This is a genomic window from Kitasatospora sp. NPDC057936 (genome assembly GCF_042887525.1).
Classification (GTDB): Bacteria; Actinomycetota; Actinomycetes; order Streptomycetales; family Streptomycetaceae; genus Kitasatospora.
Window position 1 is genome coordinate 1 of record NZ_JBHVPD010000068.1, and the last position, 23,395, is coordinate 23,395.

At 76.5% G+C, this 23,395-nt stretch carries 18 protein-coding genes and 2 pseudogenes; 13 read left to right on the forward strand and 7 right to left on the reverse strand.

The features are described 5' to 3' along the window. Positions 1 to 115: 115 nt before the first annotated feature. Both ACFVU9_RS29790 and ACFVU9_RS29795 read right to left on the reverse strand, forming a co-directional pair. Entirely contained in the window at positions 116 to 667 is a 552-nt protein-coding gene (locus ACFVU9_RS29790) for an RICIN domain-containing protein (RefSeq protein ID WP_387598620.1), read from the reverse strand. Between the two features lie 98 nt (positions 668 to 765). Beyond that, the gene (locus tag ACFVU9_RS29795) at positions 766 to 1,995 is read right to left on the reverse strand and encodes an MFS transporter (RefSeq protein WP_387598623.1); all 1,230 of its coding nucleotides are present in this window, start codon (positions 1,993 to 1,995) and stop codon (positions 766 to 768) included. 134 nt (positions 1,996 to 2,129) lie between these two features. Here ACFVU9_RS29795 and ACFVU9_RS29800 point away from each other — a divergent pair, with 134 nt between their 5' ends. From ACFVU9_RS29800 to ACFVU9_RS29825, 6 genes are all read left to right on the forward strand, one after another. Next, a complete protein-coding gene (locus ACFVU9_RS29800; protein ID WP_387598626.1) occupies positions 2,130 to 3,344 on the forward strand; it encodes an ROK family transcriptional regulator in 1,215 nt (404 codons plus the stop codon). Positions 3,345 to 3,474: 130 nt separating this feature from the next. Continuing rightward, positions 3,475 to 3,891 (forward strand): TOBE domain-containing protein, encoded by a 417-nt coding sequence (locus ACFVU9_RS29805; protein WP_329929323.1) that lies wholly within the window; start codon positions 3,475 to 3,477, stop codon positions 3,889 to 3,891. Positions 3,892 to 3,979: 88 nt separating this feature from the next. After that, positions 3,980 to 4,426 carry a hypothetical protein gene (locus ACFVU9_RS29810; protein ID WP_387598629.1) on the forward strand — a complete coding sequence of 149 codons (447 nt, stop codon included), beginning with the start codon at positions 3,980 to 3,982 and terminating at the stop codon, positions 4,424 to 4,426. Continuing rightward, positions 4,423 to 5,148 carry a glycerophosphodiester phosphodiesterase gene (locus tag ACFVU9_RS29815; protein WP_387598631.1) on the forward strand — a complete coding sequence of 242 codons (726 nt, stop codon included), beginning with the start codon at positions 4,423 to 4,425 and terminating at the stop codon, positions 5,146 to 5,148. Before ACFVU9_RS29810 ends, ACFVU9_RS29815 begins: the two co-directional genes overlap by 4 nt. Further along, positions 5,145 to 6,224: a winged helix DNA-binding domain-containing protein gene (locus ACFVU9_RS29820; RefSeq protein WP_387598634.1), complete on the forward strand. Its 1,080-nt coding sequence runs from the start codon at positions 5,145 to 5,147 to the stop codon at positions 6,222 to 6,224. Before ACFVU9_RS29815 ends, ACFVU9_RS29820 begins: the two co-directional genes overlap by 4 nt. A 117-nt stretch (positions 6,225 to 6,341) precedes the next feature. Next, positions 6,342 to 7,460 carry an AI-2E family transporter gene (locus ACFVU9_RS29825; RefSeq protein WP_380443003.1) on the forward strand — a complete coding sequence of 373 codons (1,119 nt, stop codon included), beginning with the start codon at positions 6,342 to 6,344 and terminating at the stop codon, positions 7,458 to 7,460. Here the strand turns inward: ACFVU9_RS29825 and ACFVU9_RS29830 are convergent. Further along, on the reverse strand, positions 7,451 to 8,011 hold the full coding sequence (locus tag ACFVU9_RS29830) for a hypothetical protein (RefSeq protein WP_380443005.1): 561 nt from the start codon (positions 8,009 to 8,011) through the stop codon (positions 7,451 to 7,453). The two genes, ACFVU9_RS29825 and ACFVU9_RS29830, sit on opposite strands and share 10 nt — an antisense overlap. 106 nt (positions 8,012 to 8,117) lie before the next feature. Here ACFVU9_RS29830 and ACFVU9_RS29835 point away from each other — a divergent pair, with 106 nt between their 5' ends. Together ACFVU9_RS29835 and ACFVU9_RS29840 are read left to right on the forward strand one after the other, a co-directional pair. Then, positions 8,118 to 9,002 (forward strand): virginiamycin B lyase, encoded by an 885-nt coding sequence (locus ACFVU9_RS29835; protein WP_387598637.1) that lies wholly within the window; start codon positions 8,118 to 8,120, stop codon positions 9,000 to 9,002. A gap of 5 nt (positions 9,003 to 9,007) precedes the next feature. Next, positions 9,008 to 9,274, forward strand: coding sequence for a hypothetical protein (locus ACFVU9_RS29840; protein WP_387598640.1), 267 nt, complete (start codon positions 9,008 to 9,010; stop codon positions 9,272 to 9,274). 7 nt (positions 9,275 to 9,281) lie between these two features. Here ACFVU9_RS29840 and ACFVU9_RS29845 read toward each other — a convergent pair whose 3' ends face one another. Genes ACFVU9_RS29845 through ACFVU9_RS29855 form a run of 3 tightly spaced genes read right to left on the reverse strand, consistent with a single transcriptional unit; the run spans position 9,282 to position 13,814 of the window. Continuing rightward, the gene (locus tag ACFVU9_RS29845) at positions 9,282 to 9,839 is read right to left on the reverse strand and encodes a GAF domain-containing protein (protein WP_387598643.1); all 558 of its coding nucleotides are present in this window, start codon (positions 9,837 to 9,839) and stop codon (positions 9,282 to 9,284) included. Continuing rightward, the gene (locus ACFVU9_RS29850) at positions 9,823 to 10,677 is read right to left on the reverse strand and encodes a S8 family serine peptidase (RefSeq protein ID WP_380495007.1); all 855 of its coding nucleotides are present in this window, start codon (positions 10,675 to 10,677) and stop codon (positions 9,823 to 9,825) included. The genes ACFVU9_RS29845 and ACFVU9_RS29850 overlap by 17 nt, the downstream gene beginning before the upstream one ends. After that, positions 10,674 to 13,814: an adenylate/guanylate cyclase domain-containing protein gene (locus ACFVU9_RS29855; protein ID WP_387598646.1), complete on the reverse strand. Its 3,141-nt coding sequence runs from the start codon at positions 13,812 to 13,814 to the stop codon at positions 10,674 to 10,676. Before ACFVU9_RS29855 ends, ACFVU9_RS29850 begins: the two co-directional genes overlap by 4 nt. A gap of 374 nt (positions 13,815 to 14,188) precedes the next feature. On the opposite strand from ACFVU9_RS29855, the gene ACFVU9_RS29860 reads away from it, so the two are divergent. The 3 genes and pseudogenes from ACFVU9_RS29860 to lanKC all read left to right on the forward strand — a co-directional run bounded on the left by ACFVU9_RS29860 (position 14,189) and on the right by lanKC (position 18,364). Next, the gene (locus ACFVU9_RS29860; RefSeq protein ID WP_387598649.1) at positions 14,189 to 14,464 is read left to right on the forward strand and encodes a hypothetical protein; all 276 of its coding nucleotides are present in this window, start codon (positions 14,189 to 14,191) and stop codon (positions 14,462 to 14,464) included. 133 nt (positions 14,465 to 14,597) lie between these two features. Next, positions 14,598 to 15,879, forward strand: a pseudogene (locus ACFVU9_RS29865) (MFS transporter); the annotation flags it as partial. Further along, on the forward strand, positions 15,857 to 18,364 hold the full coding sequence (gene lanKC / locus ACFVU9_RS29870) for a class III lanthionine synthetase LanKC (protein ID WP_380502123.1): 2,508 nt from the start codon (positions 15,857 to 15,859) through the stop codon (positions 18,362 to 18,364). The pseudogene ACFVU9_RS29865 and the gene lanKC, both read left to right, overlap by 23 nt. Before the next feature lie 8 nt (positions 18,365 to 18,372). On the opposite strand, the gene ACFVU9_RS29875 is transcribed toward lanKC, so the two are convergent. Continuing rightward, the gene (locus ACFVU9_RS29875; protein WP_387598652.1) at positions 18,373 to 20,211 is read right to left on the reverse strand and encodes a BTAD domain-containing putative transcriptional regulator; all 1,839 of its coding nucleotides are present in this window, start codon (positions 20,209 to 20,211) and stop codon (positions 18,373 to 18,375) included. A gap of 436 nt (positions 20,212 to 20,647) precedes the next feature. On the opposite strand from ACFVU9_RS29875, the pseudogene ACFVU9_RS29880 reads away from it, so the two are divergent. Both ACFVU9_RS29880 and ACFVU9_RS29885 read left to right on the forward strand, forming a co-directional pair. After that, a pseudogene (locus ACFVU9_RS29880) lies at positions 20,648 to 21,357 on the forward strand (response regulator). 70 nt (positions 21,358 to 21,427) lie between these two features. Continuing rightward, positions 21,428 to 23,368 carry an NACHT domain-containing protein gene (locus ACFVU9_RS29885; protein WP_387598655.1) on the forward strand — a complete coding sequence of 647 codons (1,941 nt, stop codon included), beginning with the start codon at positions 21,428 to 21,430 and terminating at the stop codon, positions 23,366 to 23,368. Positions 23,369 to 23,395: the final 27 nt, after the last annotated feature.

The following is a 23,395-nucleotide window of genomic DNA, read 5'->3' on the forward strand; positions in this document are numbered from 1 at the left end:
ATGTCCCCCAGCCTCCGGCCGGGAGGTGCCCCCACCGCATGGACTCCCTCCTCCGCCTTGCGATGCACGCACCCTGACGCCGCGGCCCTCCGACCCGAGCCGACGGACACACCCGTCACGCGTACGGGTCCTTTTCGGGGCTGTAGTGCCAGAACTGGTTGTCCCCGGCGTGGAAGTCCCACTGGATGACCGGGGTGCCGTCGGCGATCACGCCGCCGGCGACGTCCAGGCTGAGCCCGCTGTTGGCGTTGACGATGTGGCGGGGGGTGTCGGCGTGGCTGACCGGCGGGTCGCTCCACTGCTGGTTGCTGCCGCCGTTGCAGGTCCACTGGCCGGCCTGGGTGCCCGGGGTGGTGCTGAAGGCGGGGATCTCCAGGCACTTGCCGCTGTGCAGGTTGATCCAGCCGTGGGCGGTCTGGGTCCACTTCTGGTTGTCGCCGCCGGTGCAGGTCCAGATCCGGACCGGGGCGCCGTCGTCGGTGCGCCAGTCGGCGACCTCCAGGCACAGGTCGTTCTGGCCCGCGTACATCCCGGTGCGGATCTCGGCGGGCCCGAAGTCGGTGGCGGTCGTCGCGGTGGCGGCACCGGCGGTCGGTGCGGCCAGCACCGACCCTCCGGTGAGGGCGAGGACGGCGGCGGCCGTCGCGAGTCTCGTGCGATGGGTCATCGGTGCGCTCCCCGTGGTCGACGTTGGAGTGTTCGACCGCGCCCGGCGCGGAAAAGTTGTGCGCCGATCCGGGGGAAGACGCGGGGGTGCCCGTCGGGTCAGAGCGTCGAGAGGTCGTTGCCCGCCGGGGCGCTCACGCCGCTGGACGGGCCGTCGGGTGCGTTCCGCCCGCTGCGGCGCAGTGCCCCGGCGCTCGGTACCAGGGCGAGGGCGAGCGCGGTGACGAGGACGAAGGAGACGGTCAGCGAGGTGGCCTGGGCGAGCCCGCCGACGACGGCCGGGGCGATCAGGCCCGAGGTGTAGGTGACGGTGGCGACGCCCGCGATGGCCTGGCTGGGGTTGGGGCCGCTGCGCCCGGCCGCCGCGAAGGCCAGCGGGACGATGACCGCGATGCCGACGCCGATCAGCGCGAAGCCCGGGATCGCGAGGGCCGGTTCGTCGGCCAGCACGACGAGCACGCCGCCCGCCGTCGCGGTGGCACCGCCGAGGCGGGTCGCCCGGACGGCGCCGAGGCGGCGGATCACCGCGTCCCCGGCCAGCCGGCTGACGGCCATGGTGAGCGCGAACGCGGAGTAGGAGACCGCGGCGACGGTGGCCGAGGCGCCGGTGATGTCGCGCAGGTAGACGCCGCTCCAGTCCATCGAGGCGCCCTCGGCGAACACGGCGCAGAAGCCGACCAGCCCGATCACCAGCGAGCTGCGCGGCGGCAGCGCGAACCGCGGCGGCGCCTCGGCCTCCTCCGGTGCCCGCAGGTCGGGCAGGCCCCGGCAGACGGCCTGGGCGAGGGCCAGCAGCACGAGGGCGGTGACGGCCAGCTGGAGGCGCGCGTCGAGGTCGAGGTGGGCGGCGAGGATGCCGAAGCCGGAGGCCAGCAGCCCGCCCGCGCTCCACATCCCGTGCAGGCCGGACATGATCGAGCGGCCGAGGCGCTCCTCGATCTCCACGCCCTGCGCGTTCATCGCGACGTCGGACATGCCCGAGGTCGCGCCGTAGACGAACAGGGCCGCGCACAGGACGGGCAGCGACGGCGCGAGCGCGGGCAGGGCCAGCGCCAGGCACCACAGCGAGATGAGCCCGCGCACGGCGGCCCGCCCGCCGTAGCGGTGGACGAAGCGGCTGGCCAGCGGCATCGCGAGGAACGAGCCGACGGCGGGCATCACCAGGGCGAGCCCGAGCTGGCCGGGGGAGAGGTCGAGGCGGTGCTGGATCCACGGGATCCGGCTGACGAAGGTGCCCGTGACGGCGCCGTGCACGGCGAACACCAGGGCGATGCTCGCCCTGGCCCGCCGGGGCGCGGGCAGCGGGTCCAGTGGTGCGGTCGTGGTCATGTGGGGTTCCCTCCCGGTCGCACGCGGCGGATCGGCCGTCCGGCGGCGGGTTGCGGCGGCGGCAGTTTGCTGCGGCGGGCGATAAATTATCAGGAAGGGACCCTGATAGAAACACTCTGGAAGGATGAGCGTCCATGACCACCGTGCGTACGGCCACGCCGAGCACCGCCCGGGCGATCAACGACCGGCTGGCGCTCAACCTGCTGCTCGAACAGGGCCCCCTCACGGCCACCGAGCTGCGGGGCCTCACCGGCCTGTCCCGCCCCACCGTCGCCGACCTGCTGGACCGCCTCCAGCGCACCGGCCTGGTCGCCGTCGTCGGCGAGCGCGGCGAGCAGCGCCGCGGTCCCAACGCCCGGGTCTACGCACTGGTCGCCTCACGGGCCCACCTCGCCGCCTTCGACGTCCGCTCCGGCGGCGTCAGCCTCGTCGTCGCCGACCTGGCCGGGCGCACCCTCGCCTCGGCCGAGGTCCCGGTCGACGGCGGCGGCACCCCCGGCACCGCCGACCGGATCGTCCGGACGCTGCTCGACGTCGCGCACGGGGTCGGGGTCGAGCGGCTGCACACCGTCGCCGTCGGCGCGCCCGGCCTGGTCGACCCGGCCACCGGGCGCCTCCAGAGTACCGGGGCGCTACCCGCCTGGCACGGCGAACTCCTCGCCGCCCTACGCGAGTTGCCCGGCACCGAGGTGATCCTGGAGAACGAGGTCAACCTGGCCGGCCGGGCCGAGTACCGGGTCGGCGCCGCCCGCGACCGGGACACCTTCGTGCTGATGTGGCTCGGCCACAGCGTCGGCGCGGCCGTCGTCCTCGACGGGCGGCTGCGCCGCGGCTTCTCCGGAGGCACCGGCGAGATCTGCTTCCTGCCCGTCCCCGGGACCGCCGGCCTGCCCAGCGCCGCCAGCTGCGAGGGCGGCTTCCACGGGCTCGTCGGCAGCGCCGCCATCTGCGAGCTCGCCCGCGCCCACGGCCTGCCCGCCGACCCGGCCGGGGACGCGGCCGCCGCCGAGGCCGCCGTCCGCGCGGCGCTCGAAGACCTCGGCGCCGTCGACGACCTCGATGCCGTCGACGGGCCGGGCCGGGCGTTCCTGGACGAGCTCGCCGAGCGGATCGCCCTCGGCGCGGCCAGCGTCTGCGTCGTCCTCGACCCCGGCTGCGTCGTCCTCGGCGGCGAGATCGGCCGGGCCGGCGGCCCCGAACTCGCCGCGCGGGTCGAGCGCCGGCTCGCCGCGCTGTCCCCGCTGCGCACCGAGGTGCGGGCCGGCACCGCGGGCGGTGGCGCGGTGCTGGCCGGGGCCGTCCTGACCGCCGGGGACGCGGCCCGGCGGGACCTCTTCGGCGAGCCGTAGCGCCGAGCCGCAGCGTCCAGCCGTGGCGCCGAGGACCTGCGCCGCTTCGCGGGCCGGGGCACCGGTACGGCAGGATGGCGGCGATGCGCCCCGCGCGCGCCCGTTCCCGAACCACCATCAGGAGTCGCACATGGGCCAGCCCGACCTGCCGGTCAACCCGTACCGCATCGGCGAGGCCGCGTCGCTGCTCGGCGTCAGCGCCGACACCATGCGGCGCTGGGTGGACGCCGGGCGGGTCGCCGCCGAGCGGGACGAGCACGGCCACCGGATCATCCCCGGCGCCGAACTGGCGGCCTTCGCCCGCGAGTTGGCCCGGCCGGAGAACGCCGAGGCGGAGGGCAGGCCGTCCTCCGCGCGCAACCGCTTCCCCGGGATCGTCACCGACGTCGTGCTCGGCGACGTGGCCGCCCAGGTGGAGGTGCAGGCCGGGCCGTTCCGGGTGGTCTCGCTGATCAGCCGGGAGTCGGCGGAGGAGCTGAACCTGGTGCCCGGCGCGCCCGCCACGGCCGTCATCAAGTCGACCAACGTGATGATCGAACGCCGCTGACGCCGCCGACCCGTCCGTCGCACCCAGTCCCAGCCAGCCCCCAGCCATTCGCAGAGCAGCCCGAGCCGAACGAGAGGCCCCGACCGGGATGACCCACCCGCACCTGCCGACCACCCAGAGCGCCGTGCTCGCGATCGAGGCCGTCGCCGGCCGGCACGGCCGCACCGCCCGCGCCCAGCACGACATCGGCCGCGACCGGACCTTCGCCGGACTGGTCGGCGCCGGCGACCCGGGCGGCGAGCTCGACGCCATTCCGCACGAGGCGCTGCTGGAGTTCGACGGCCGCCCGGCCGTCACCGTCCGCCTGTTCACGCACGACGAGGCCGTCGTGAGCGTCGAGGGCATCGCCTTCGACGTCCAGCGCGACAGCGTCCCGGCGTTCCTGAACTCGGTGTGGGGCGGCCTGGTGCAGGTCAAGGCCCGCACCTTCCCGCCGTCGACCACCATGACCGTCACCGTCCCCGGCGAGCCGACCTACCGCGAGGGCGTCGGCCTGCCGGACCTCACCCCTTGGATCGCTGGGCAGATTCGATGACCGCCGACCGTACCCCCGCCGACCGTACGCCCGTCCTCGCCGTCGCCCACCGGGGCGACCCGTACCGCTTCCGCGAGAACACCCTCGCCTCCGTCGAGTCCGCGCTCGCCCGCGGCGCCGACGCCGTCGAGGTGGACGTCCAGCTCACCCGGGACAAGGTGCCCGTCCTCCTCCACGACCGCACCCTGGAGCGCCTCTGGGACGACCCCAGGGACATCGGGCGCGTCACCCTCGACCAGCTCGACGAGCTGCGCCGCGGCCCGCTCGCGGTACCGACCCTCGCCGAGGCGATCAAGACCGTGGCCGCCGCCCCCGAGGGCCGCCGGCTGCTCGTCGACCTCGACGAGCCCGGGCCGGCCGCCGCCACCTGGTCCGTCGTCACCGGCCTCGGCGCCGAGGAGCTCGTCGCCTTCTGCGGCCCGGCCACCGCGATGCTCGCCGTGCGCGCCGTCGCCCCCGGCGCCGAGATCGCGCTCACCTGGAAGCAGCCCCGGCTGCCCGTCCGCGCCCTGCTCGACGACCTGCGCCCGCGCTACCTCAACCCGCCGTTCGGGCTCGTCACGCCGGAGTTCACCGCCGCCGCGCGGGACGCCGGACTGGCCGTCTCCACCTGGACCGCCGACCTGCGCCGCACCATGCGCCGGCTGCGCGACACCGGCGTCGACTCCATCACCACCAACCGGATCGACGTGCTGCGCTCGGTCCTGGACGGCCGCCGGTGATCGGTCCGAGGTCCCTCGGCCGCGCGGTGCTGGCCCGCCAGCACCTGCTCGACCGCTCCCGCCCGGAGCCCGCCGCGGTGGTCCGCCACCTCGGCGGCCTCCAGGCCCAGGCCGCGCCGCAGCCGCCCTACCTCGGCCTGCTCTCCCGGATCGACGGCTTCGAGCCCGGGCAGCTCACCACGCTGATCGAGGAGCGCGCCGTCGTCCGGACCGCGCTCCAGCGCGGCACCATCCACCTCGTCACCGCCGAGGACTGCCTGACGCTGCGCCCGCTCCTCCAGCCCGTGCTCGACCAGGCGCTGCGCACCACCTACGGCAAGCGGCTCGCCGGGCTCGACCTCGCCGCGCTGGGCGCCGAGGCCAGGGAACTGGTCGAGGAGCGGCCCCGCACCTTCCAGGAGCTCGGCGGGCTGCTCGCCGCCACCCGCCCCGACCGCGACCCGGCCGCGCTCGCCCAGGCGGCGCGCTGCCTCCTGCCCCTCGTCCAGGTGCCGCCGCGCGGGATCTGGGGCCGCGGCGGCCCCGCCGCCCACACCACCGCCGAGGCCTGGATCGGCCGCCCGCTCGACCCCGCGCCGTCGCTCGACGACCTCGCTCTGCGCTACCTCGCCGCCTTCGGCCCCGCCACCGCCGCCGACCTGCAGAAGTGGTGCGGCCTCAGCCGGCTCGGGCCGGTGCTCAAGGGGCTCGCCCCGCGGTTGTTCACCGACCGCGACGAGCAGGGCCGCGTGCTCTACGACCTCCCGGACGCGCCCCGGCCGGGCCCGGACACCCCGGCGCCCGTCCGGCTCCTCGCGCCCTTCGACAACCTGCTGCTCTCCCACGCCGACCGCACCCGGGTACTGGCCGACGAGCACAAGGGCCGCGTCATGACGCAGAACGGGCTCGTGCACCCCACCCTCCTCGTGGACGGCGTCGTCGCCGGGACGTGGCAGCTGACGGCCGGGCAGGACGTCGTCGTCCGCCCGTTCGCGCCGCTGCGGCGCGCCGACCGGCAGGCGGCGGAGGCCGAGGCGCAGCGGGTGGCGGCCTTCGGGGGCGGTGCCGGGTCCGTTCGCTTCGAGGACGCCCAGTAGAGGACGCGCAGTAGAGGACGCCGAGCAGTGGGCATCAAAAGGTTGCAAAACGGGCAATTCGGCTGATCGTCTGATGGGATGGGTCGGTTCGCACTGATGTGACGACCCGGAGGTCCCGTGTCCGTGGAGCCCCCGTCCGGCGGTGCGCCGGACCACCGCAGGCCGTACCTGATGCTGCCGCCCGCGATGCGGCGGGCGGCGGCGTGGTCGGTGGCGGTCATCCTGCTGATCGCGGTCGCCTCGCTGGTGGTCTTCGCGCTGGTCGAGCTGCGGGCGGCGACCGTGCCGTTCGTGCTGGCGCTGCTCGGGGCGTCGCTGCTGTACCCGGTGGTGCCGTGGCTGGTCCGGCGGGGCGTGGGGCGCAGCCTGGCGGCCGCCCTGACGTGCGTCGTGCTGGTCGCGGCCGTCGGCGGGGTGATCGCGCTGCTGGTCAACTCGCTGGTGCACAGCGCCCCGCAGATCGCCACCTCGCTCCAGCGTGCCGGACACCGGATCGCGGACTGGCTGGGGCCGTTCGGCGAGAAGATCCAGCACGCGCTCGACAACGCGAAGGGCGAGACGAACTCGCTCGTCTCCACGCTCACCAGCGGCGTGCTCTCCGGGCTCGGGCTGCTCACCCAGCTGCTCACCGGCGGGGTGCTGGCGCTGGCCCTGGTGTTCTTCTTCCTGCGGGACGGCCACCGCACCGGCGACTCGATCCGCTCCTACCTGCCGGGGCGCGGCGGTGACACCGTGGTCGCCTGCGCGGAGCGGGCGTTCGACGCGATGGCGGGGTTCATGCGCGGTACGACGCTGATCGCGCTGATCGACGCGGGCTTCATCACGATCGGCCTGGTGGCCCTGGGGGTGCCGGGCGCGCCGGGGCTGGGCGCGCTCGTGTTCATGGGTGCCTACATCCCGTTCGTCGGGGCGTTCCTGTCCGGGACGGTGGCGGTGCTGGTGGCGCTCGCGGACGGCGGGCTCGGGACGGCGCTGTGGGCGCTCGGGGTGGTGCTGACGGTGCAGATGATCGAGGGCAACATCCTCCAGCCCGTCATCCAGAGCCGGACGGTGGAGCTGCACCCGGCCACCATCATGGTCGCGGTGGTGGCCGGCTCCGGGGTCGCCGGGATCCTCGGGGCGCTGCTCGCGGTGCCGCTGTGTGCGGCGGGTGCGGGCATCGTCTCCGTCCTGCGCGGCGTGCCCGGCCCCCGCGGGGCGCGGCGCGCGGCGGAGGGTGCCGGCGGTCAGGAGTAGGTGACGGGCCGGCCGGTGCGCAGGACGAACTCGGCGGCGCGGAGGTGGACGGTGACGTGGAAGGCGGCGTCGAGGTCCTCCGTCCAGGGCCCCGGGTGGAGCGCGGCGGCGGCCTGCGCCCGGTCGGCGAACCAGCTGTTGAGGAAGAGGTTCTCGGAGGTCGCGGGGATGCCCGGGGGCAGGCCGAGGACCTCGGCCAGGTGCCGGGCGGCGGCCAGGGCCGCGGGGGCGCCGGCCACCCGGGTGGTGTCGGTGTAGGCGGACTCGGCGGGCAGCTCGATCTCCTCGTCGAGGTCGACGGGTATCAGCACCTCCCAGTCCAGCAGTTCGCCGGACACGTCGTGCGCACGGCAGAGGCGTCCGAAGCTGTCCATCGGCACGTTGATCTTCACGTCGAACCGCTCGCCCGTGCCGTCCGCCGGCTCCGGCGGGCACGTGTACGGCGGCAGCCCGAGCTCGGCGAGCTCCTCGGCGAGCTCCTGCGCGATCGGCGCGTAGGCGTCCTCGTCGGCCCAGTCGTCGGCGCCGATGTCGACCAGATAGATCCCCATGCGGCACACCGTAGGGGGTGCCACCGACAATCCGGTTGCCGGGGGCGGGCGGGAGGTGCGAGGATGTTAATGCGACGGAAGTCGCAATAGCGAACGAGGGGCGTGGATGACGCAGCGCGTGATGGAACGGTTCGAGGTCGCGGGTCCGGAGGACGGCCCGTACGGCGTCGCGGTGGGGGCGGACGGAGGCGTGTGGTTCACGCTCGTGCACGCGGGGGAGATCGGACGGCTGGCGCCGGACGGCACGGTCACGCGGTACGGGCTCGGGGCGGGCGGATGCGGGCCGGCGGTGATCACCCCGGGGCCGGACGGGGCGCTGTGGTTCACCCGGATGCGTGATCACCGGATCGGGCGGATCGGGGCCGACGGGCGGCAGGCCTCGTACGCCGTGCCGACGGCGGAGGCTGGACCGTACGGGATCGCCGCCGGGCCGGACGGCGCGCTCTGGTTCACCGAGATGAACGCCGACCGGATCGGACGGATCACCGTGGACGGCGACGTGACGGAGTTTCCGCTGCCGCTCGCGGGCGCCTTCCCGTCGATGATCACGGCGGGCCCGGACGGCGCGCTCTGGTGCACGCTCAACCAGGCGGACGCCGTCGCCCGGGTCGGCGTCGACGGCGAGGTCGTCGTGCACCGGCTGCCGGTCGGCACCGCGCCGGTCGGCATCACGGCGGGCGCGGACGGCGCGCTCCGGTACGTCGGCATCGGCGGCGGGCTGGTCGGGCGCGTCACCGTGGACGGCGAGGTCACCGAGCACCCGCTGCCCGACCGGGCGGCCCGGCCGCACGCGATCGCGGCCGACGCCGCCGGCCGGCTCTGGTTCACCGAGTGGGGCGCCGGGCGGATCGGCGTGCTCGACCCGGACGGCCGCTACGACGCGTACCCGCTGCCCGGTCGTTCGCCCGAGCCGCACGGCATCGCGGTCGGGCCGGACGGCGCGGTGCACGCGGCGCTGGAGCGCGGCGAACTCGTCCGGCTGGCGGGCTGATCCGGGTGGCGGGGCAACGGAACCGGCGGCGCAAGCAGGACGAGGAACTGCGCCGCCAGAGTGAGGCGCGGGCGGCGGTCGAGGCCGCCGCCGGTCCGTGGGAGGTGCTGTTCAGCACCGAGGACCACCAGGAGCTCAAGGCCTTCGTGCAGCGCCTGCACGCGGACGGGCTCCCGCCGGACGCCGAGGTCGTCACGGACATGCTGTGCGGGCGGCTCCTCCACCCCACCGTGTACCGGCTGCGCATGCGGCGGCTCGACGTTCAGGGCTGAGGGGCGGTCAGGGCTGACGCCGCAGCAGGTTCTCCAGGTCGGCGAGCAGGCCGAGCGCGACCGTCCGGTCCGGGGCGGGCACCGGCGCCGGGGCGCGTTCGGTCAGGACGCGCAGGGCGGCGGCGGCCTGGCGGGCGAACAGCGCGAGGAGGTCCAGCTCGGGCAGGCTCGCGCGGGCCTGGGGGGCCGGGTCGAGCACCTCCAGGACGCCGAGCACCCGGCTGCCGTGCGTGAGCGGGGCCGCCATCAGCGCGTTCGGCACGTAGGCCGTGGACTCGGCGAAGTCGCGGTCGAAGGTGCGGTTGGCGGCCAGGTCGTCGACCACCATCGGCTCGCCGGAGGCGGCCACCCAGCCCGCGATCCCCGCGCCGGCCGGGAACCGGCGGCCCACCAGGGACTCCTCGCCGCGGCCGGACACGGCCTGGAAGACCAGCTCGCCCGCCGCCTCGTCGAGCAGGCAGACCGAGCCCGCCTCGGCGCCGAAGATCGCGCGGGCCACGTCCACCACGGACTGCAGCAGCTCGCGGGCGAGCGGGTCGACGGCGGGGTCAGTGCTGAGTGTCATCGGGCGCCTCCGGGGTGGGCGTGGACGGGACGGGCCGGACGTTGGCCGCGGTGAGGTAGAGCGCGTTCTTCAGCTGGAAGGTGGTCAGCCGCGGCTGCCGGGACAGCAGCCGGGCGCACAGCCCGGCGACGTACGGGGTGGCGAAGCTGTTGCCGGTGGTGCGGATGCTCGCGCCGCCGAGCCACGGCACCCGGACGTTCTGGCCGGGGGCGAAGAACTCGACCGGCGGCGCCGGGTTGTACAGGTGGCGGGCCGGCTCGTCCTCCTGGTGGCTGCCGACCGAGATGACCGAGGAGAACCGCCAGGGAAAGCTCTCCACCGGGGTGTTGTGGGCGGAGGCGACGATCGCGGTGCGGGCGAAGTAGGCGTCGTCGGCGAGGGCGTGCAGCTCCTCCAGGAAGCGGGTCCGGGTGGTGGAGAGGCTGAGGTTGATCACGTCGAAGCCCTGCTCGACCGCCCAGCGCAGACCGGTGAGCAGCATGTCGCCGGTGCCGGTGAAGCGCTCGCCGAGCACCCGGACGCTGTAGAGCCCGCAGTCCGGGGCGGTGCGGCGGATGATGCCGGCGCACGCGGTGCCGTGGCCGCAGGTGTCGCCGGTGCGGTCCGGGCGGACGACGAGCTCGCGGGTCGCCGGGTCCCTGACGACGGCCCAGGCGCCGTCCAGCGGGCCGACCAGCGGGTGGTCCGGCTCGACGCCGGAGTCGACGACGCACACGCGCACGCCCTTGCCCGTCCCCCCGCCGTCGGCCCCGTCCGCCGGAGTGCCCTGGTCGGCGAGGACCGGGAGGTCGGCGGCGCCCCGGCCGCGCAGGCTCCAGGTCAGGCCCGCCGCGCTCACCGCGCGCCGCCGAGGCGCTCGGCCCGCCGGACGCCCGGCTGGTGGCCCTTGGCGGCGTAGTGGTCCCGCGCGGCGGCCGCGGCGACGGCGGCCTCGGCGGGCCGGTCGAGCAGCAGGAGGGCGTGCGCCCGGTCGAGCGCGGTGTCGGCCTGGAGGAGCAGGGAGTCGGTGGCCTCGGCGGCGCGGACGGCGGCCGCGGTCAGGTCGAGCGCCGGGCCGCGCTCGCCGCGGGTGGCGAGGAGCCGGCCGCGCAGCGCGTCCCGCTCGATGGCGAGGACGGGCGGCAGCGGGGCCGGGCCGGCGGTGCCGTCGGGGTCTTCGAGGCCGTCGAGGTGGCGGGCGGCCTGGGCGGGGCGCTCGGTGTCCAGCAGGACGCGGGCGCTGTCGAGGGCCAGGCGCGGCAGCGCGCCGGGCGTGCCGAGCCGGCGGGCGGCCTCGGCGGCGTCGGCGAGCAGGTCGATGGCCTGGGCCCCCTGGCCGGTGGCCGCGGCGGCGCGGGCCGTCAGGGCGGGCAGCGTGACCGTCGCGTCGGCCAGCGAGAGCTCGCCCGCCAGGCCGTTGGCCTCGGCCAGCAGGAGCTCGGCCTCGCCGGGCCGGTCGCGCATGGCCAGCAGGACGGCGAGCGGCCCGCCGAGGGCGACCCGGACGGTCCGGCGGCCGGTGCCGTGCTCGGACAGCAGGGCGCGCAGCCGGAAGACGGCGTTGGGCACGGGCTCCGGACCCGCCAGCAGGGCCTCGGCCAGGGTGCCGAGGACGGCGGCGCGGTCCAGCTCGGCGCCGGTGCGCGAGACGTGGCCGAGGGCCTCGTCCAGCAGGCGCTCGGCGGCGCCGGCCCGGCCGGCCCGCAGGTGCTCCTCGCCGAGGCGCAGCAGGGCGCGGGCCCGGCCGAGGTCGTCCCCGGCGTCGGTGAAGACGGGCAGGACGGCGCGGGCGGTGGCGGCGGGCTGGTCGGGGCCGGGCGGCAGGCCGCGGGCGGCCAGGACGAGCCGGGCGTGGGCGGCGTCCAGCGGGTCGGCGGCGGAGTCGCGGACCTGGGCGAGGACGGGCAGGGCCTCGTCGGCGCGGCCGGTGGCGAGGCGGGCCTCGCCGAGGCGGCGCAGCACCGGGCCCGCGGTGCGCTCGTTCGGGTAGTGCAGCCGGACGGAGCGCTCCAGCAGGTCGGTGGCGGCGGCGAGGTCGGCCCGGTCGAGGGCGCGGGCGCCCGCGGCGCCGAGCGCGGCGGCGGCCCGGGTGCGCAGGGTGTCGGTGCGGGCGTCGAGCAGGCCGAGTTCGAGCCGGAAGCGGTGGGCGGCCTCCAGGTGGCCGCCGACGGCGGCGTCGCCCGCGGCGCGGACGCCGGGCAGGTCGGCGGCGCGCTCGTGGCGCTCGGCGCGGGCCCGCTTGGACATCGACTGGTAGACGGACTCCTGGACGAGGCCGCTGCCGAAGCGGTAGCCGCCGTCGGCGGGTTCGACCAGGCGGCGCTCGGCGAGCCGGGTGAGCGCGGCGTGCAGGCGGGGCGGGGTGTCCTCGCCGTCGGCGGGCGGGCCCGGCAGGCCGGGCAGGCCGTCGATCGGGCCGGTGAAGACGTCGTCCTCGGGGTCGGCGAAGGCGTCCTGGTCGCTGCCGCCGCGGGCGAGCCGGGCGAGTTCGGCGGCGGTGAACGCGCGGCCGAGGACGGCGGCGAGGTCCAGCGTGGTGCGCTCGTCGCGGTCCAGGTCGGCGATCTGGGCGCTGAGCAGCGCCCGTCCGGTGGGCGGGAGTTCGTCGGCGAGGGCGGGCCCTTCGGCCTCGGTGAGGGCGGCCAGCAGCTCCTCCAGGTGCAGCGGGTTGCCCTCGGCGCGTTCCAGCAGGCGGGTGGGGACGGTGTCCTGGTGGGCGGTGAGCTCGGTCAACTGGGCGGCCAGCACGGCGGATTCGTCCCAGGACAGGCCGCCGACCGCGAGGTCGGGCAACTCCGGCCGGGAGGCCGGGAGTTCGGGGCGGGCCAGGCAGAGCAGCAGGACCGGCGCCGGGCCGAGCGCGGCGACCAGCCGTTCGGCGGCGTCCAGCAGGGCGGGGCCGGCCCACTGGCAGTCGTCCAGGACCAGCACGGCCGGGCGCTCGACGGTGCGCCCGCGCAGGATCGCGGCGAGGCGGGCGCAGGCCTGCTCGGGGCCGAGCCCGGCGGCGGTGGCCTCCTCCAGCCGGGCGAGCGCCTCGGCGGGTGCGCCGGCCCCGGGCTCGTCCAGCAGGGCGCGGAGCGCCTCCGCGAGCGGGGCCAGCGTGCTCCGCTCGCCGTAGCTGCGGCATCGGCCGGTGCCGCAGCGGGCGGTGCGCCGCCCCGTCCGCTCCAGCCACTCGCGCACCAGGCGGGTCTTGCCGATCCCGGCCTCGCCGTGCACCACCAGCAGCTCGGCGCCCTCGCCGCCGGCCACCCGGGCCAGCGCGGCGTCGAGGCGGGCGAGTTCGCGGGTGCGGCCGACCAGCGGGACGTCGAAGCGGCGCAGCAGCTCCGGGTCGTCCTCGTCCAGGCCGACCAGGCGGTAGGCGGTGACCGGCTCGGCCTTGCCCTTGAGCTGGAGCGGGCCGACCTCGTGCACCTGGGCGGCCGGGCCGGCCGCGCGCAGCGTCTGCGGGCCGATCAGCACCTGGCCGGGGGCGGCCCGGGTCTGCAGGCGGGCGGCGATGTTGACGGTCTCCCCGGAGATCAGCGCCTGGCGCGCGGACGCGTCCGAACCGGCCACCACCTGGCCGGTGTTGACGCCGATCCGGACGTCCAGGCGCACGCCCAGGGTGGCGTCCAGCTCGGTGTTGAGGTCCGCGAGGTCCTCCAGCATGGCGAGCGCGGCGGCCAGTGCCCGGTGGGCGTCGTCCTCGCGGATCACCGGGACGCCGAAGACGGCCATCACCGCGTCACCGATGAACTTCTCCACCGTGCCGCCGTGCGCCTCGATCTGACGGTGCATCTGGTCGAAGTAGCGCAGGATCACCTCGCGGAGCGTCTCGGGGTCGAGCGCGCCGGAGAGGGCGGTGGAGTCGACCAGGTCGCAGAAGACCACCGTGACCAGCTTGCGCTCCTCGCCGGCCAGGTCGAGGGCGGCGGCCCGGGGGGTGCCGCAGGAGGGGCAGAACTGGTCGTTGGTGGTGGCGAGTTGGGCGCAGAGTGGGCAGGGCATGGTGGCAGTCCTTCGCTGGTCCTTCGCGACTGGGTGCGGGAGCGGGGTGCGGGAGCGGGGTGCGGGGGCGGGGTACGAGCGGGGTGCGGGAGCGGGGTGCGGAAAGGCGGGTGCACGCCCAGGTTTTCGGGCGGGGCTTAGAGCCCGGTTCGCAGGCGCCTCGCGGGTGGTATGGCCGCAGGTGGGGAGGGGTTCGGGCGGCGCGACGGCCGTGGGCGGGGCGGCGCGGGAGTCCTCGGCGGGGCGCCGAGCTGCGGCCATACCGCCCGTATGCCGATTCCGAAGCCGGCCCGAGGTGCGGGTGCCTACCGTCGGTGCCGCGGCGGCGATCCGGCCGTCGGACAAGGTACTCGTTCCGAGAGAGGGGATCGGCCATGGCCGAGAACATCGAGCCGGTTGTCGGCGAGGACGGCTGGGACGGCTGGGAGGGCACCGAGGGCGTCGGCTGGGCCGAGGGCTCCGAGGTCGAGGCGCACGGCGAGGACGGCTGGGACGGCGCCGAGGGCGTCGACGGGAGCGAGGAGGCCGAGGTCGAGGCGCACGCCGCCAACGTCCTCGACCTCCAGGCGATGAAGATGCTGCACGAGGCCTCCGACGGCGCCTGCTTCAGCCTGATCAGCTACGTGCACGGCGCCGAGACCTCCGCCTGACCGCGCGGAACTCGGCGACGCCCGCGGCGGGGGCGGGCGCACCACCGCCCCCGGCCGGGCCAGTGCCGTGGCCCGAGGAACCCCGTCCCTGCTGCGAAGGGTGGCCATGGAAGCCACGTCACCGGAGCCCACGTTGCCGGAGCCCACATCACCGGAGCCCGCGTCGCTGGCCGGCAACCGCGACTTCCGGCTGCTCTGGATCGGCGGCCTGCTCGCCTCGCTCGGCGCCCAACTCGCCTCGATCGCCCTGCCGTTGCTCGTGCTGCGGGAGACCGGATCGGCCGCGCGGGCGGGGGCGATCGGCACCGTGTCCATCGGCGCGCTGCTGCTGAGCATGCTGCCCGGCGGTGTGCTCGCCGACCGGATCGAGCGGCGCCGGCTGATGCGGCTGTGCGACGTCGGCAGCCTGCTCGCCGTCACCGCCCTGGTGCTCGCCGTCCTGCGCGGGCACGCGCCGCTGCCGCTGGTGCTGCTCGTCGCCGCCGCCGGGGCACTCATCGCCAGTACGTACGGTCCCGCCGCCGGCGGCCTGTTGCGCGCGGTCGTGCCGCCCGAGCAGGCCCGCGCCGCGTCCGCCCGGATGCAGGCGCGGGGGGCCGCCGCCCGGCTGGTCGGGCCGCTCGGGGGCGGCGCCCTGTTCGCCTGGCACCCGGTGCTGCCCTTCGTCGCGGAGGGCGTAGGACTGCTGCTGTCGACCGTCTGCGTGGCGCTGATGCGGACCCGGTCCCACCCCGAGAAGAAGGCCGGATCGGTCTTCGACCGGGGCGAGTTGACCGCCGGGATCGCCTTCATCTGGCGGCAGCCGTACCTGCGCACGCTGCTGCTGATCTTCGGGCTCGGGATGAACTTCGCGTTCAGCGCGCTGATGTTCACCACGCTCGCCGTCGCCTCCGACGGCGGACGGTCCGGCCTCGGCGGCGGCACCGTGGTGTCGTTCACCGCGGCCGGGGCCTTCGCCGGGGCGCTGCTCGCGCCGCGGCTGGACGGGCGGGCGCGCGACGGCGGTCTGGTCGCGGTCAGTTGCTGGGCCGCCGCGCTGACCGCCGGGGTGCTGGTCGTCACGCGGGCACCGGCGCTGATCGGCCTGCTCTGCGCGGCCTGCATGTGCCTGTCGACGATCGCCAGCATCGGGTTCGTCTCCGGCATGCTGCTCGCCGCGCCGAAGGACCGGATCGGCCGGGTGCAGAGCGCGGCCGGCTTCCTGTCCACACTCGTCCAGCCCTTCGGCCCGCTGGCCGGCGGCGCCCTGCTGGGCGCGCTGGGCGGCACCCGGACCTTCGCCGTGCTGGCACTCGCCATCGCGCTGTGCGCGGCCGTCGTGACCTGGGCGCCACCCGTCCGGCGCGGGCCGCAACTCCAGACCGCCTGACGGATCCGACGAAGGAGCTGCCCGTGGCCGGCGTCCAGGAGACCCAGCTGTACTGCCTCGCCGACCGGACGTACTACGACACCCCCGGCCGCCTGCGCGACCGCGCCACCCGCTACCCGCTCGCGCTCGGCGCGCCGCCCGCCGGGTGGCGCCGCGAGGAGCGCGGGCTCTGGACGGCGTTGCGGCCCGAGGGCGGGCGGCTGCCGGAGCAGGGCTGGAAGATCCACGTGTCGGCGGTGCCGGAGGAGGCGGAGGCGACGCTGGCCGACGTCGCGCGGGTGTGCCTGGCGCGCCGGGTGGCGTTCAAGTTCCTGCGCAGCGCGGACGCGCTCCTGGTCGTCTCCGGGAAGTACATGGGGCGGGGGAGCAGCGGCAAGTTCGTCACGGTGTACCCGCGTGACGAGGACGAGTTCCTGCTCCTCGCACGGGAGTTGAGCGCGCTACTGGACGGGCGGCGCGGCCCGTACGTGCTCACCGACCTGCGGATCGGCACGGCGCCCGTGTACGCGCGCTACGGCGCGTTCGTCGAGCTGTGGTGCCGGGACGGGAACGGGCGAGCCGTCCCCGCGCTGCGCGACCCGTCCGGCGAGCTGGTGCCGGACCGGCGCGACCCGGTGTTCCGGGTGCCGTCGTGGGTCACGCTGCCCGCGGCACTGCGGCCGCACCTGGCGGCGCGGGAGGCGGCGGTCGGCGCGTTCCCGTACACCGTCCGGGAGGTGCTCCAGTTCTCCAGCGCGGGCGGGATCTACCTGGCCGAGCACCGGGAGAGCGGTGAGCGCGTGGTGCTGCGCGAGGCGCGCCCGCACGCCGGGCTGGACGCGGCCGGGGACGACGCCGTCACCCGGCTGCGCCGCGAGCGGTGGGCGCTGGAGCGGCTGGCGGGGCTGGACTGCGTGCCCCGGCTGCACGGGGTGCGGGAGGTGTGGGAGCACACCTTCCTGGTGCAGGAGCACGTCGAGGGCGTCCAGTTGTTCGGCGAGGTGATCCGGCGGTACCCGCTGGTGCACCAGGACTGCGGCCCGTCGGAGCTGGCGGCGTACGCGGCGTGGGTGGACGGTGTGGTGGCCGGGCTGGCGGCGGCGCTCGACGCGGTGCACGGGCGCGGCGTCCGGTACGGGGACCTGCACCCGGCCAACGTCGTGCTGCGGCCGGACGGTTCGGTGGTGCTCGTCGACTTCGAGTACGCGGACGAGCTGGGGAGTTCGCGCGTGCCGCGGGCGGGCGCGGGCGGGCTGCACGCGCCCGCCGGGCTGGGCGGTGCCGATGCGGACCGCTACATGCTGTGGGCCACTTGGCTGTTCATGCTGATGCCGCTGACGGAGCTGGCCGACCTGGACCCGGGCAAGCCGGCCGGGTTGGAGCGGCGGGCCCGGGAGTGGTTCGGACTCGGGGCGGAGGCGGGGCCGGCCCGGCCGGGTGCGGCCACGACTCGGGTGGTCGACCGGTCGCCGCTCGAAGGCCCGGAATTCGACGGTGTCGCCCGGGAGTTGATCGCAGGGATCCATGCCGGCGCGACACCGGACCGCCCGGACCGGCTCTTCCCCGGCGACCCGGCCGGCTTCGCGGACGGCGGGACGGGCTTCGCGCACGGCGCCGCCGGCGTCCTCCACGCGCTGCACCGCGTCGGCGCCCCGCACCTCGACGACTACACGGACTGGCTGGTCGCGGCCCTGCGCCGGGTCGGACGGCCTTGTGGCGGCGGGCTCTTCGACGGGCCGCTCGGTGCGGCGGCGGTGCTCGCACGGGTCGGGCGGGCGGCGGAGGCCGCCGAGGCCGTGGAGCGGGTGCGCGGGGAGGCGCCGGCGCCGACCGCCGCGCTGTTCGGGGGCCGGGCCGGGGCGGCGCTCGCCCGGCTGCGGCTCGCCGACGCGCTGGGCGGCGCACGGGAGTTGGCGGACGCCGTCGAGGACGGGCGGGCGCTGGCGGCGGTCGTCCGGGGAGAGTACGTGCCCGGGCTGGCCGCGCCGGCCGGGGCCGGGCTGCTGTACGGCTGGGCCGGGATCGCCTTCGTCCAGCTACGGCTCTACCAACGGACCGGCGAGGACTGGCTGTTGGCGTCCGGCCGGGCGGCGCTCGCGCGGGCCCGGGCGCAGTGCGTGACCGCACCGGACGGGTCGGTGCAGGTGCTCGACGGCGGGCGGCACCTGGCGTACCTCGACCGCGGGAGCAGCGGGATCGCCCTCGTCGCGCAGGAGTACGCGGCGCTCGGGGACGAGGGCTGGGACGGGTTCCTGGCGGGCGTCCGGCGGGTGTGCGCGCCCGGGTTCGTCCGGGAGCCGGGGCTGTTCCGCGGGCGTGCGGGCCTGCTGCTGGCGCTGGACGCACTGGGCGGGACGGCCGTGCGGGACGCCGTGCTCGGACAGGTGCGGAACCTGGAGTGGCACCTCGTGGCGCGGCCGGAGGGGCTGCTCGTGCCGGGCATGCGGCTGCGGCGCTTCTCGGCCGACCTCCACACGGGGGCGGCGGGGGTGCTGCTGGCGCTGCACGAGATCGGGGGCAAGGGGCTGCTGGACGCGCTGACGGCGGGGTGATCCGGGGCTCAGGCCAGGTCGCCGGTGCGCTCGCGCGCGTGGAGGTGGGTGAGGCGCGGCAGGCCGTACAGGGCGGCGTGGGCGGCCACCTCGCCGGTCGGGGAGGTCACGGCGCCGGTGTCGGCGAGCGCCTCCAGCGTGCGCAGGGCGACGCGTTCGGGGCGGCCGAGGGCGGTGGCCGCCTCGGGGAGGGTGAAGAGCAGCGACAGCGGGAGCGCGGCGAGCCGGCCGAGGGCGAGGCGGCCCTGGTCGGTGAGGTCGCGCCAGCCGGAGTCCAGGCGCGCGCGGACGGCGACGTCCCCGGCGACGAGTTCGTCGAGGGCGCCGGTCGGGTCGGCCAGGCGGGCCGCGTACTCGGCGAGCGGGAGGTGGCGCAGCACGGCCAGCCGGGTGCCGCCGACCCGGACGGCGAGGGGCAGCAGGCCGCAGGACTCGACGATCCGGGCGGCGGCGGCGCGGTCGGTGCCGATCCGGCCGGGGCCGACGATGCGGCCGAGCAGGTCGAGGGCCTCGGCCGGGGCGAGGAACGGCACGGTGGTGCGGTGCACGGAGCCGAGTCCGGCGAGCTGGCTGCGCGAGGTGACGAGGGCGGCGCTCGGGCCGGAGTCGGGTGCGAGTTCGCGGACGGCGGCCTCGCCGGGGGCGTCGTCGAGGACGAGCAGCATCCGGCGGCCGGCCAGCGAGGCGCGCCACAGGGCGGCGGCCCGGGCGGGGTCGGCGGGCGCGTGGCCGGGGTGGCCGTCGTCGGCGCTGCCGTCGTCGGGGCGGCCGGTGAGGGTGGCGAGCTCGGCGAGGACGTCGGGGAGCGGGCGCGGCCTGCCGTCGGTGGTGCGCAGGCGGACGAGCAGGCGGCCGTCCGGGTAGCGCTCGGCGAGCAGGTGGGCGGCGTGCACGGCGAGCGTCGTCTTCCCGACGCCGGCCGGGCCGGAGAGCACCGCGACGCGTCCGCCGTCGCCGCCCAGCGCGTCCAGCAGGCCGTGGAGTTCGTCGGTGCGGCCGGTGAAGTCGGCGGTGTCGGCGGGCAGCAGCGAGGTGCCGGGGCCGGCGGCGGGCCTGGCGCCGGCCGGGCGGGCGCGGCCGGTGGTCAGCAGGCGGCGGTAGAGGGTGGTCAGCGCCGGGCTCGGTTCGAGGCCCAACTCCCGTGCGAGGAGCTGGCGGTGGTGGTCGTAGACGGCGAGGGCCTCGGCCTGGCGGCCGGACAGGTGCAGGGCGTTCATCCGGGCGGCCTGGAGCCGCTCGCGCAGCGGGTGCCGCTCGGCGAGGTCGGCCAGGTCCTCGGCCACGGCGGCGGCGTTGCCGAGCTCCAGCTCCGTCTCCGCCCAGTCCTCGTGGACGCCCAGGCAGCGCGCCTCCAGGCGTTCGGCCTCGGCCTCGACGGCAGGGGAGCGGCGCAGGTCGGCGAGCGGCGGGCCCTGCCACAGGTCGAGGGCCTGGCGCAGCAGCCGGGCCGCCGGGGCGAGCGCGCCGCTGTCGGCGGCGGCCCGCCCGGCCCGGGCGAGGGCGCGGAAGCGCAGCACGTCGAGCTCGGGTTCGGCGACGCGCAGCAGGTAGCCGGCGGCCGAGTGGACGAGCCGGTCCGGGCCGTCGCCGCGGCCGAGCAGGGTGCGCAGGGTGCTGATGTAGACCTGGAGGTTCTTGCGGGCGGTGCGCGGCGGCTCGTCGGGCCAGACCGCCTCGGTGAGCACGTCGACCGGGACGGCCGTGTTGGCGCGGCTCAACAGGACGGCCAGCACGAGCCGTTGCTTGGGGGCGCCGAGCGCGAGCGGGCGGCCGGCGGCCTCTGCGGTGAGCGGGCCGAGCACGGAGAAGCGCAGCCGGGCGGGGTCGGCGGACGGGGCCAGGGGCATCGGCGGACCTCCGGGAGGGTGGGGGCGGGGTGCTTCGCAGGGGGACGGTCCGTACGGGCGCAGGCTAGTGGAGGGCCGCCGCTCCCCGGAGGGTCGGTCGTCCCGCACGGGCCGGTTGCCAAGCGCGTGGCGCGGTTCCGGTAAGGCGGGTGGGCGGGCTGTCGGGGCAGGTCAGTCGGCGGGGCGCCGGCGCGAGGGCCGAGCCCGGCGGGGGGTGAGGGCCGGGTGAGGGGCGGCTGTGCTCAGGCGGTTCTTGAGCGGGCGTCGGTGCGGGGGCGAGCGCGTCCCGAGGCCGGGGGGTCCTGCCGGGCGTCCCGGGCAGGCCGTGCGGGAGGTCAAGGGGAGGTCCGTGCGGGAGGTTCCGGGCAGCGGCGGTGAGGCCGAGGGGTGAAATGGGGCCGTTCGGCCCTGGGGCCGCCGCGGCGGGTGGGCGATGATGCCCTGGGCCCCGCCGTCCGTGGGCGGGGGTGAACAGAGGGGGAGTCGCGCGATGCCGGTCCGGGTGTTCCTGTTGGACGACCACGAGGTGGTGCGCCGCGGAGTGCACGACCTGCTGGACGGCGAGCCGGACCTGGAGGTCGTCGGGGAGGCCGCGACCGCCGAACAGGCCCTGGTCCGGGTGCCCGCCCTGCGGCCCGACGTGGCCGTGCTCGACGTCCGGCTCGGCGACGGCGACGGGGTCTCCGTCTGCCGTGAACTGCGCTCCCGCATGCCGGGACTGGCCTGCCTGATGCTCACCTCCTTCGACGACGAGGAGGCCCTGCTGGACGCCGTGATGGCGGGCGCCGTCGGCTACGTGCTCAAGCAGATCAGCGGCACCGACCTGGTGGCCGCCGTCCGGACCGTCGCCTCCGGCCGCTCGATGCTCGACCCGGGGGCCGCCACCCGGCTGCTCAATCGCATCCGCAATGACGCCAAGCCAGCCCAACCGTCGCCCCCTGGACCAGATCTGACGGCTCGTGAGAATGAAGCGAAGGCATGACGTACCGTCAAATAGGCGAACGTCTCTACCTCGCCGAGAAGACGGTCAAGAACCACGTCTCCCGCCTGCTCGCCAAACTCGGTGTGGAGAGGCGCGTCCAGGCGGCACTGATCGCCACCGAACTGCACCGGCCGGCCGCCCCGGACCGCCGCAGCCGGCGCTGACAACCCGCCAGGCGGAGACGGTCGGCACTTCCCCTGTGGGCTGTCGGAGACATGCCCTAGCATGCGGCTCATGGGCGACGACGGGGGCACGAACCGGGTCCACAACGAGTTCAGCGGTGGCACGGCCGACAACGTGGTGATGGCCGGGCGCATCGACCACCTCACCATCACGCCACCGGGCACCGCTGACACGCCGGTGGACCGGGCCGTGCTCGAACTGGCCCGGATGGTCGGGGCCCAGTGGCGGGCCGAGGCCGGGGTCCGGGGCGTCCTGGACGAATCGGCGCTCCGGGTCCGGTGGACGCTCGACCGGGGCCAGGGCGAGCCCGACACCCTCGCATCGGCCGAACTGGCCACGGCCTACCTGGCGTTGCGAAGGCGCCGGCTGGTCGTCCTCGGCGGGCCGGGGAGCGGGAAGACGACGAGCGCGGTGCTGCTCGTCCTGGCCCTGCTCGCCGGGCACCCCCGGCTCGCGCAAGGCGACCGGGTGCCCGTGCTGCTGTCCCTGGCCTCCTGGGATCCGGACGCGGAACACCTGCACGCGTGGGCCGCCCGCCGGATCGCCGAAGAGTACCCGCGGCTGCTGCGCGCGGAGTTCGGCGGCCCGGAGGGCCCGGGCCGGCTGGTCGAGGCGGAGCGGGTGCTGTACGTGCTCGACGGGCTGGACGAAATTCCGTCCCACCGGCGGACGTTGGCGTTGCAACGGCTCAACGAGTCGATGCCGGGGGACACCCCGGTCGTCGTGACCTGCCGGACGGACGAGTACTGGGCCGCCGTCCGGGAGTCCGACGTCCTGCGGTCGGCGGCCGTGGTCCGGGCTGATCCGGTGACGGTCGAAGACCTGGTCGCCTTCCTCCGCGCCGCCGCGCCGGCCCACCGGGCCGAGCAGTGGCGGCCGGTGATCGACGCGCTGCGCGCCGAGCCGGACGGACCGCTGGCCGCCGCCCTCGCCTCGCCCCTGATGGTGGGGCTGCTGCGCGAGGTGCACCTCACCGGGCCGGCTGATCCCGCCGTGCTCCTGGACCGGCTGCTGCTACCCGATGCCGCCGCCGTCGAGAACCACCTCCTCGACTCGCTGGTCGCCACGGCCTTCCCCGACGCACCGGCGCCGCCCGGCCGGCCGGGGCCGCACCGCCGCTGGCCGGCCCGGGCCGCGAAGCGGTGGCTCGCCAGCGTCGCGGCGGGCCTCGGCGGGCCGGGCGGCGAGGACATCGCGTGGTGGCAGGTGGGGGCACCGGCGTGGCAGCGCGGTCTCGCGGCCGGAGTGGCCGGCGCGGTCCTGAGCCTTGCCTCGTCCTGGCCGCTGACGGCGGCCGAGCCGGAGGCGACCCTCGTCTTCGCCGGTGTGGCAGCCGGCTTCTACGCGGACGCCGCGACCAAGAAGCGCAGGTACGTCTCGCGCCGGATGCCCCGCGGCCGTACCCGGCCCTGGCGCCGCCCTTCACCCGGGATGCTCCTCCTGCTGGCGATCCTGGTGGCGCTGTTCGGCCTGATCAACGCCGCCTTCGTGTCCATCGGTGCCCGGAACGGGCACCTGTGGGCCGTGCTGATCATGCTGCCCGCGCCGCTGGTGGGTCTCTGGGCGGCAGCCCTGCTGGACCGGACGGCGACGTCAGACGACGCCGTGACTCCCGCGCGGTCGGCGGCGAAGGCGCTTCGACGGGCGACGGGAGCCGCCCTGGCGATCGGTTCACTCGTGACCTTCGCGGTCGTCACCGCGGTGCTGCTCGTTGCGAACCACGTGACCGTCAAGCTGGTGGTGCTCCTACCGGTCTTCGGCCTGCACGTCTCGCTGGTTTCCCTGCTCCGGTCACAACCGGGCCGGTACCTGCTCGCCCGCACGGTGCTGGTGGTGCGCGGACGGCTGCCGTGGCGGCTGACGGCGTTCCTGGAGGACGCGCACCGGCGGGGCGTGCTCCGGCAGGCGGGGTCGGTGTACCAGTTCCGCCACGCCCGCCTGCGGGAGCGGCTGGTGCACCGCCGGGCCGTCGGGCGGCAGGGCGGGCGGTAGGGCGTGCGGCCCCGGTCCACCGTGGGG

Bases quoted from the DNA above. Each gene is read 5' to 3' on its own strand.
- ACFVU9_RS29790 (WP_387598620.1), bottom strand. From the start codon at position 667: ATGACCCATCGCACGAGACTCGCGACGGCCGCCGCCGTCCTCGCCCTC.
- ACFVU9_RS29795 (WP_387598623.1), bottom strand. From the start codon at position 1,995: ATGACCACGACCGCACCACTGGACCCGCTGCCCGCGCCCCGGCGGGCC.
- ACFVU9_RS29800 (WP_387598626.1), top strand. From the start codon at position 2,130: ATGACCACCGTGCGTACGGCCACGCCGAGCACCGCCCGGGCGATCAAC.
- ACFVU9_RS29805 (WP_329929323.1), top strand. From the start codon at position 3,475: ATGGGCCAGCCCGACCTGCCGGTCAACCCGTACCGCATCGGCGAGGCC.
- ACFVU9_RS29810 (WP_387598629.1), top strand. From the start codon at position 3,980: ATGACCCACCCGCACCTGCCGACCACCCAGAGCGCCGTGCTCGCGATC.
- ACFVU9_RS29815 (WP_387598631.1), top strand. From the start codon at position 4,423: ATGACCGCCGACCGTACCCCCGCCGACCGTACGCCCGTCCTCGCCGTC.
- ACFVU9_RS29830 (WP_380443005.1), bottom strand. From the start codon at position 8,011: ATGGGGATCTATCTGGTCGACATCGGCGCCGACGACTGGGCCGACGAG.
- ACFVU9_RS29835 (WP_387598637.1), top strand. From the start codon at position 8,118: ATGACGCAGCGCGTGATGGAACGGTTCGAGGTCGCGGGTCCGGAGGAC.
- ACFVU9_RS29845 (WP_387598643.1), bottom strand. From the start codon at position 9,839: ATGACACTCAGCACTGACCCCGCCGTCGACCCGCTCGCCCGCGAGCTG.
- ACFVU9_RS29855 (WP_387598646.1), bottom strand. From the start codon at position 13,814: ATGCCCTGCCCACTCTGCGCCCAACTCGCCACCACCAACGACCAGTTC.
- ACFVU9_RS29860 (WP_387598649.1), top strand. From the start codon at position 14,189: ATGGCCGAGAACATCGAGCCGGTTGTCGGCGAGGACGGCTGGGACGGC.
- ACFVU9_RS29875 (WP_387598652.1), bottom strand. From the start codon at position 20,211: ATGCCCCTGGCCCCGTCCGCCGACCCCGCCCGGCTGCGCTTCTCCGTG.
- ACFVU9_RS29885 (WP_387598655.1), top strand. From the start codon at position 21,428: ATGGGCGACGACGGGGGCACGAACCGGGTCCACAACGAGTTCAGCGGT.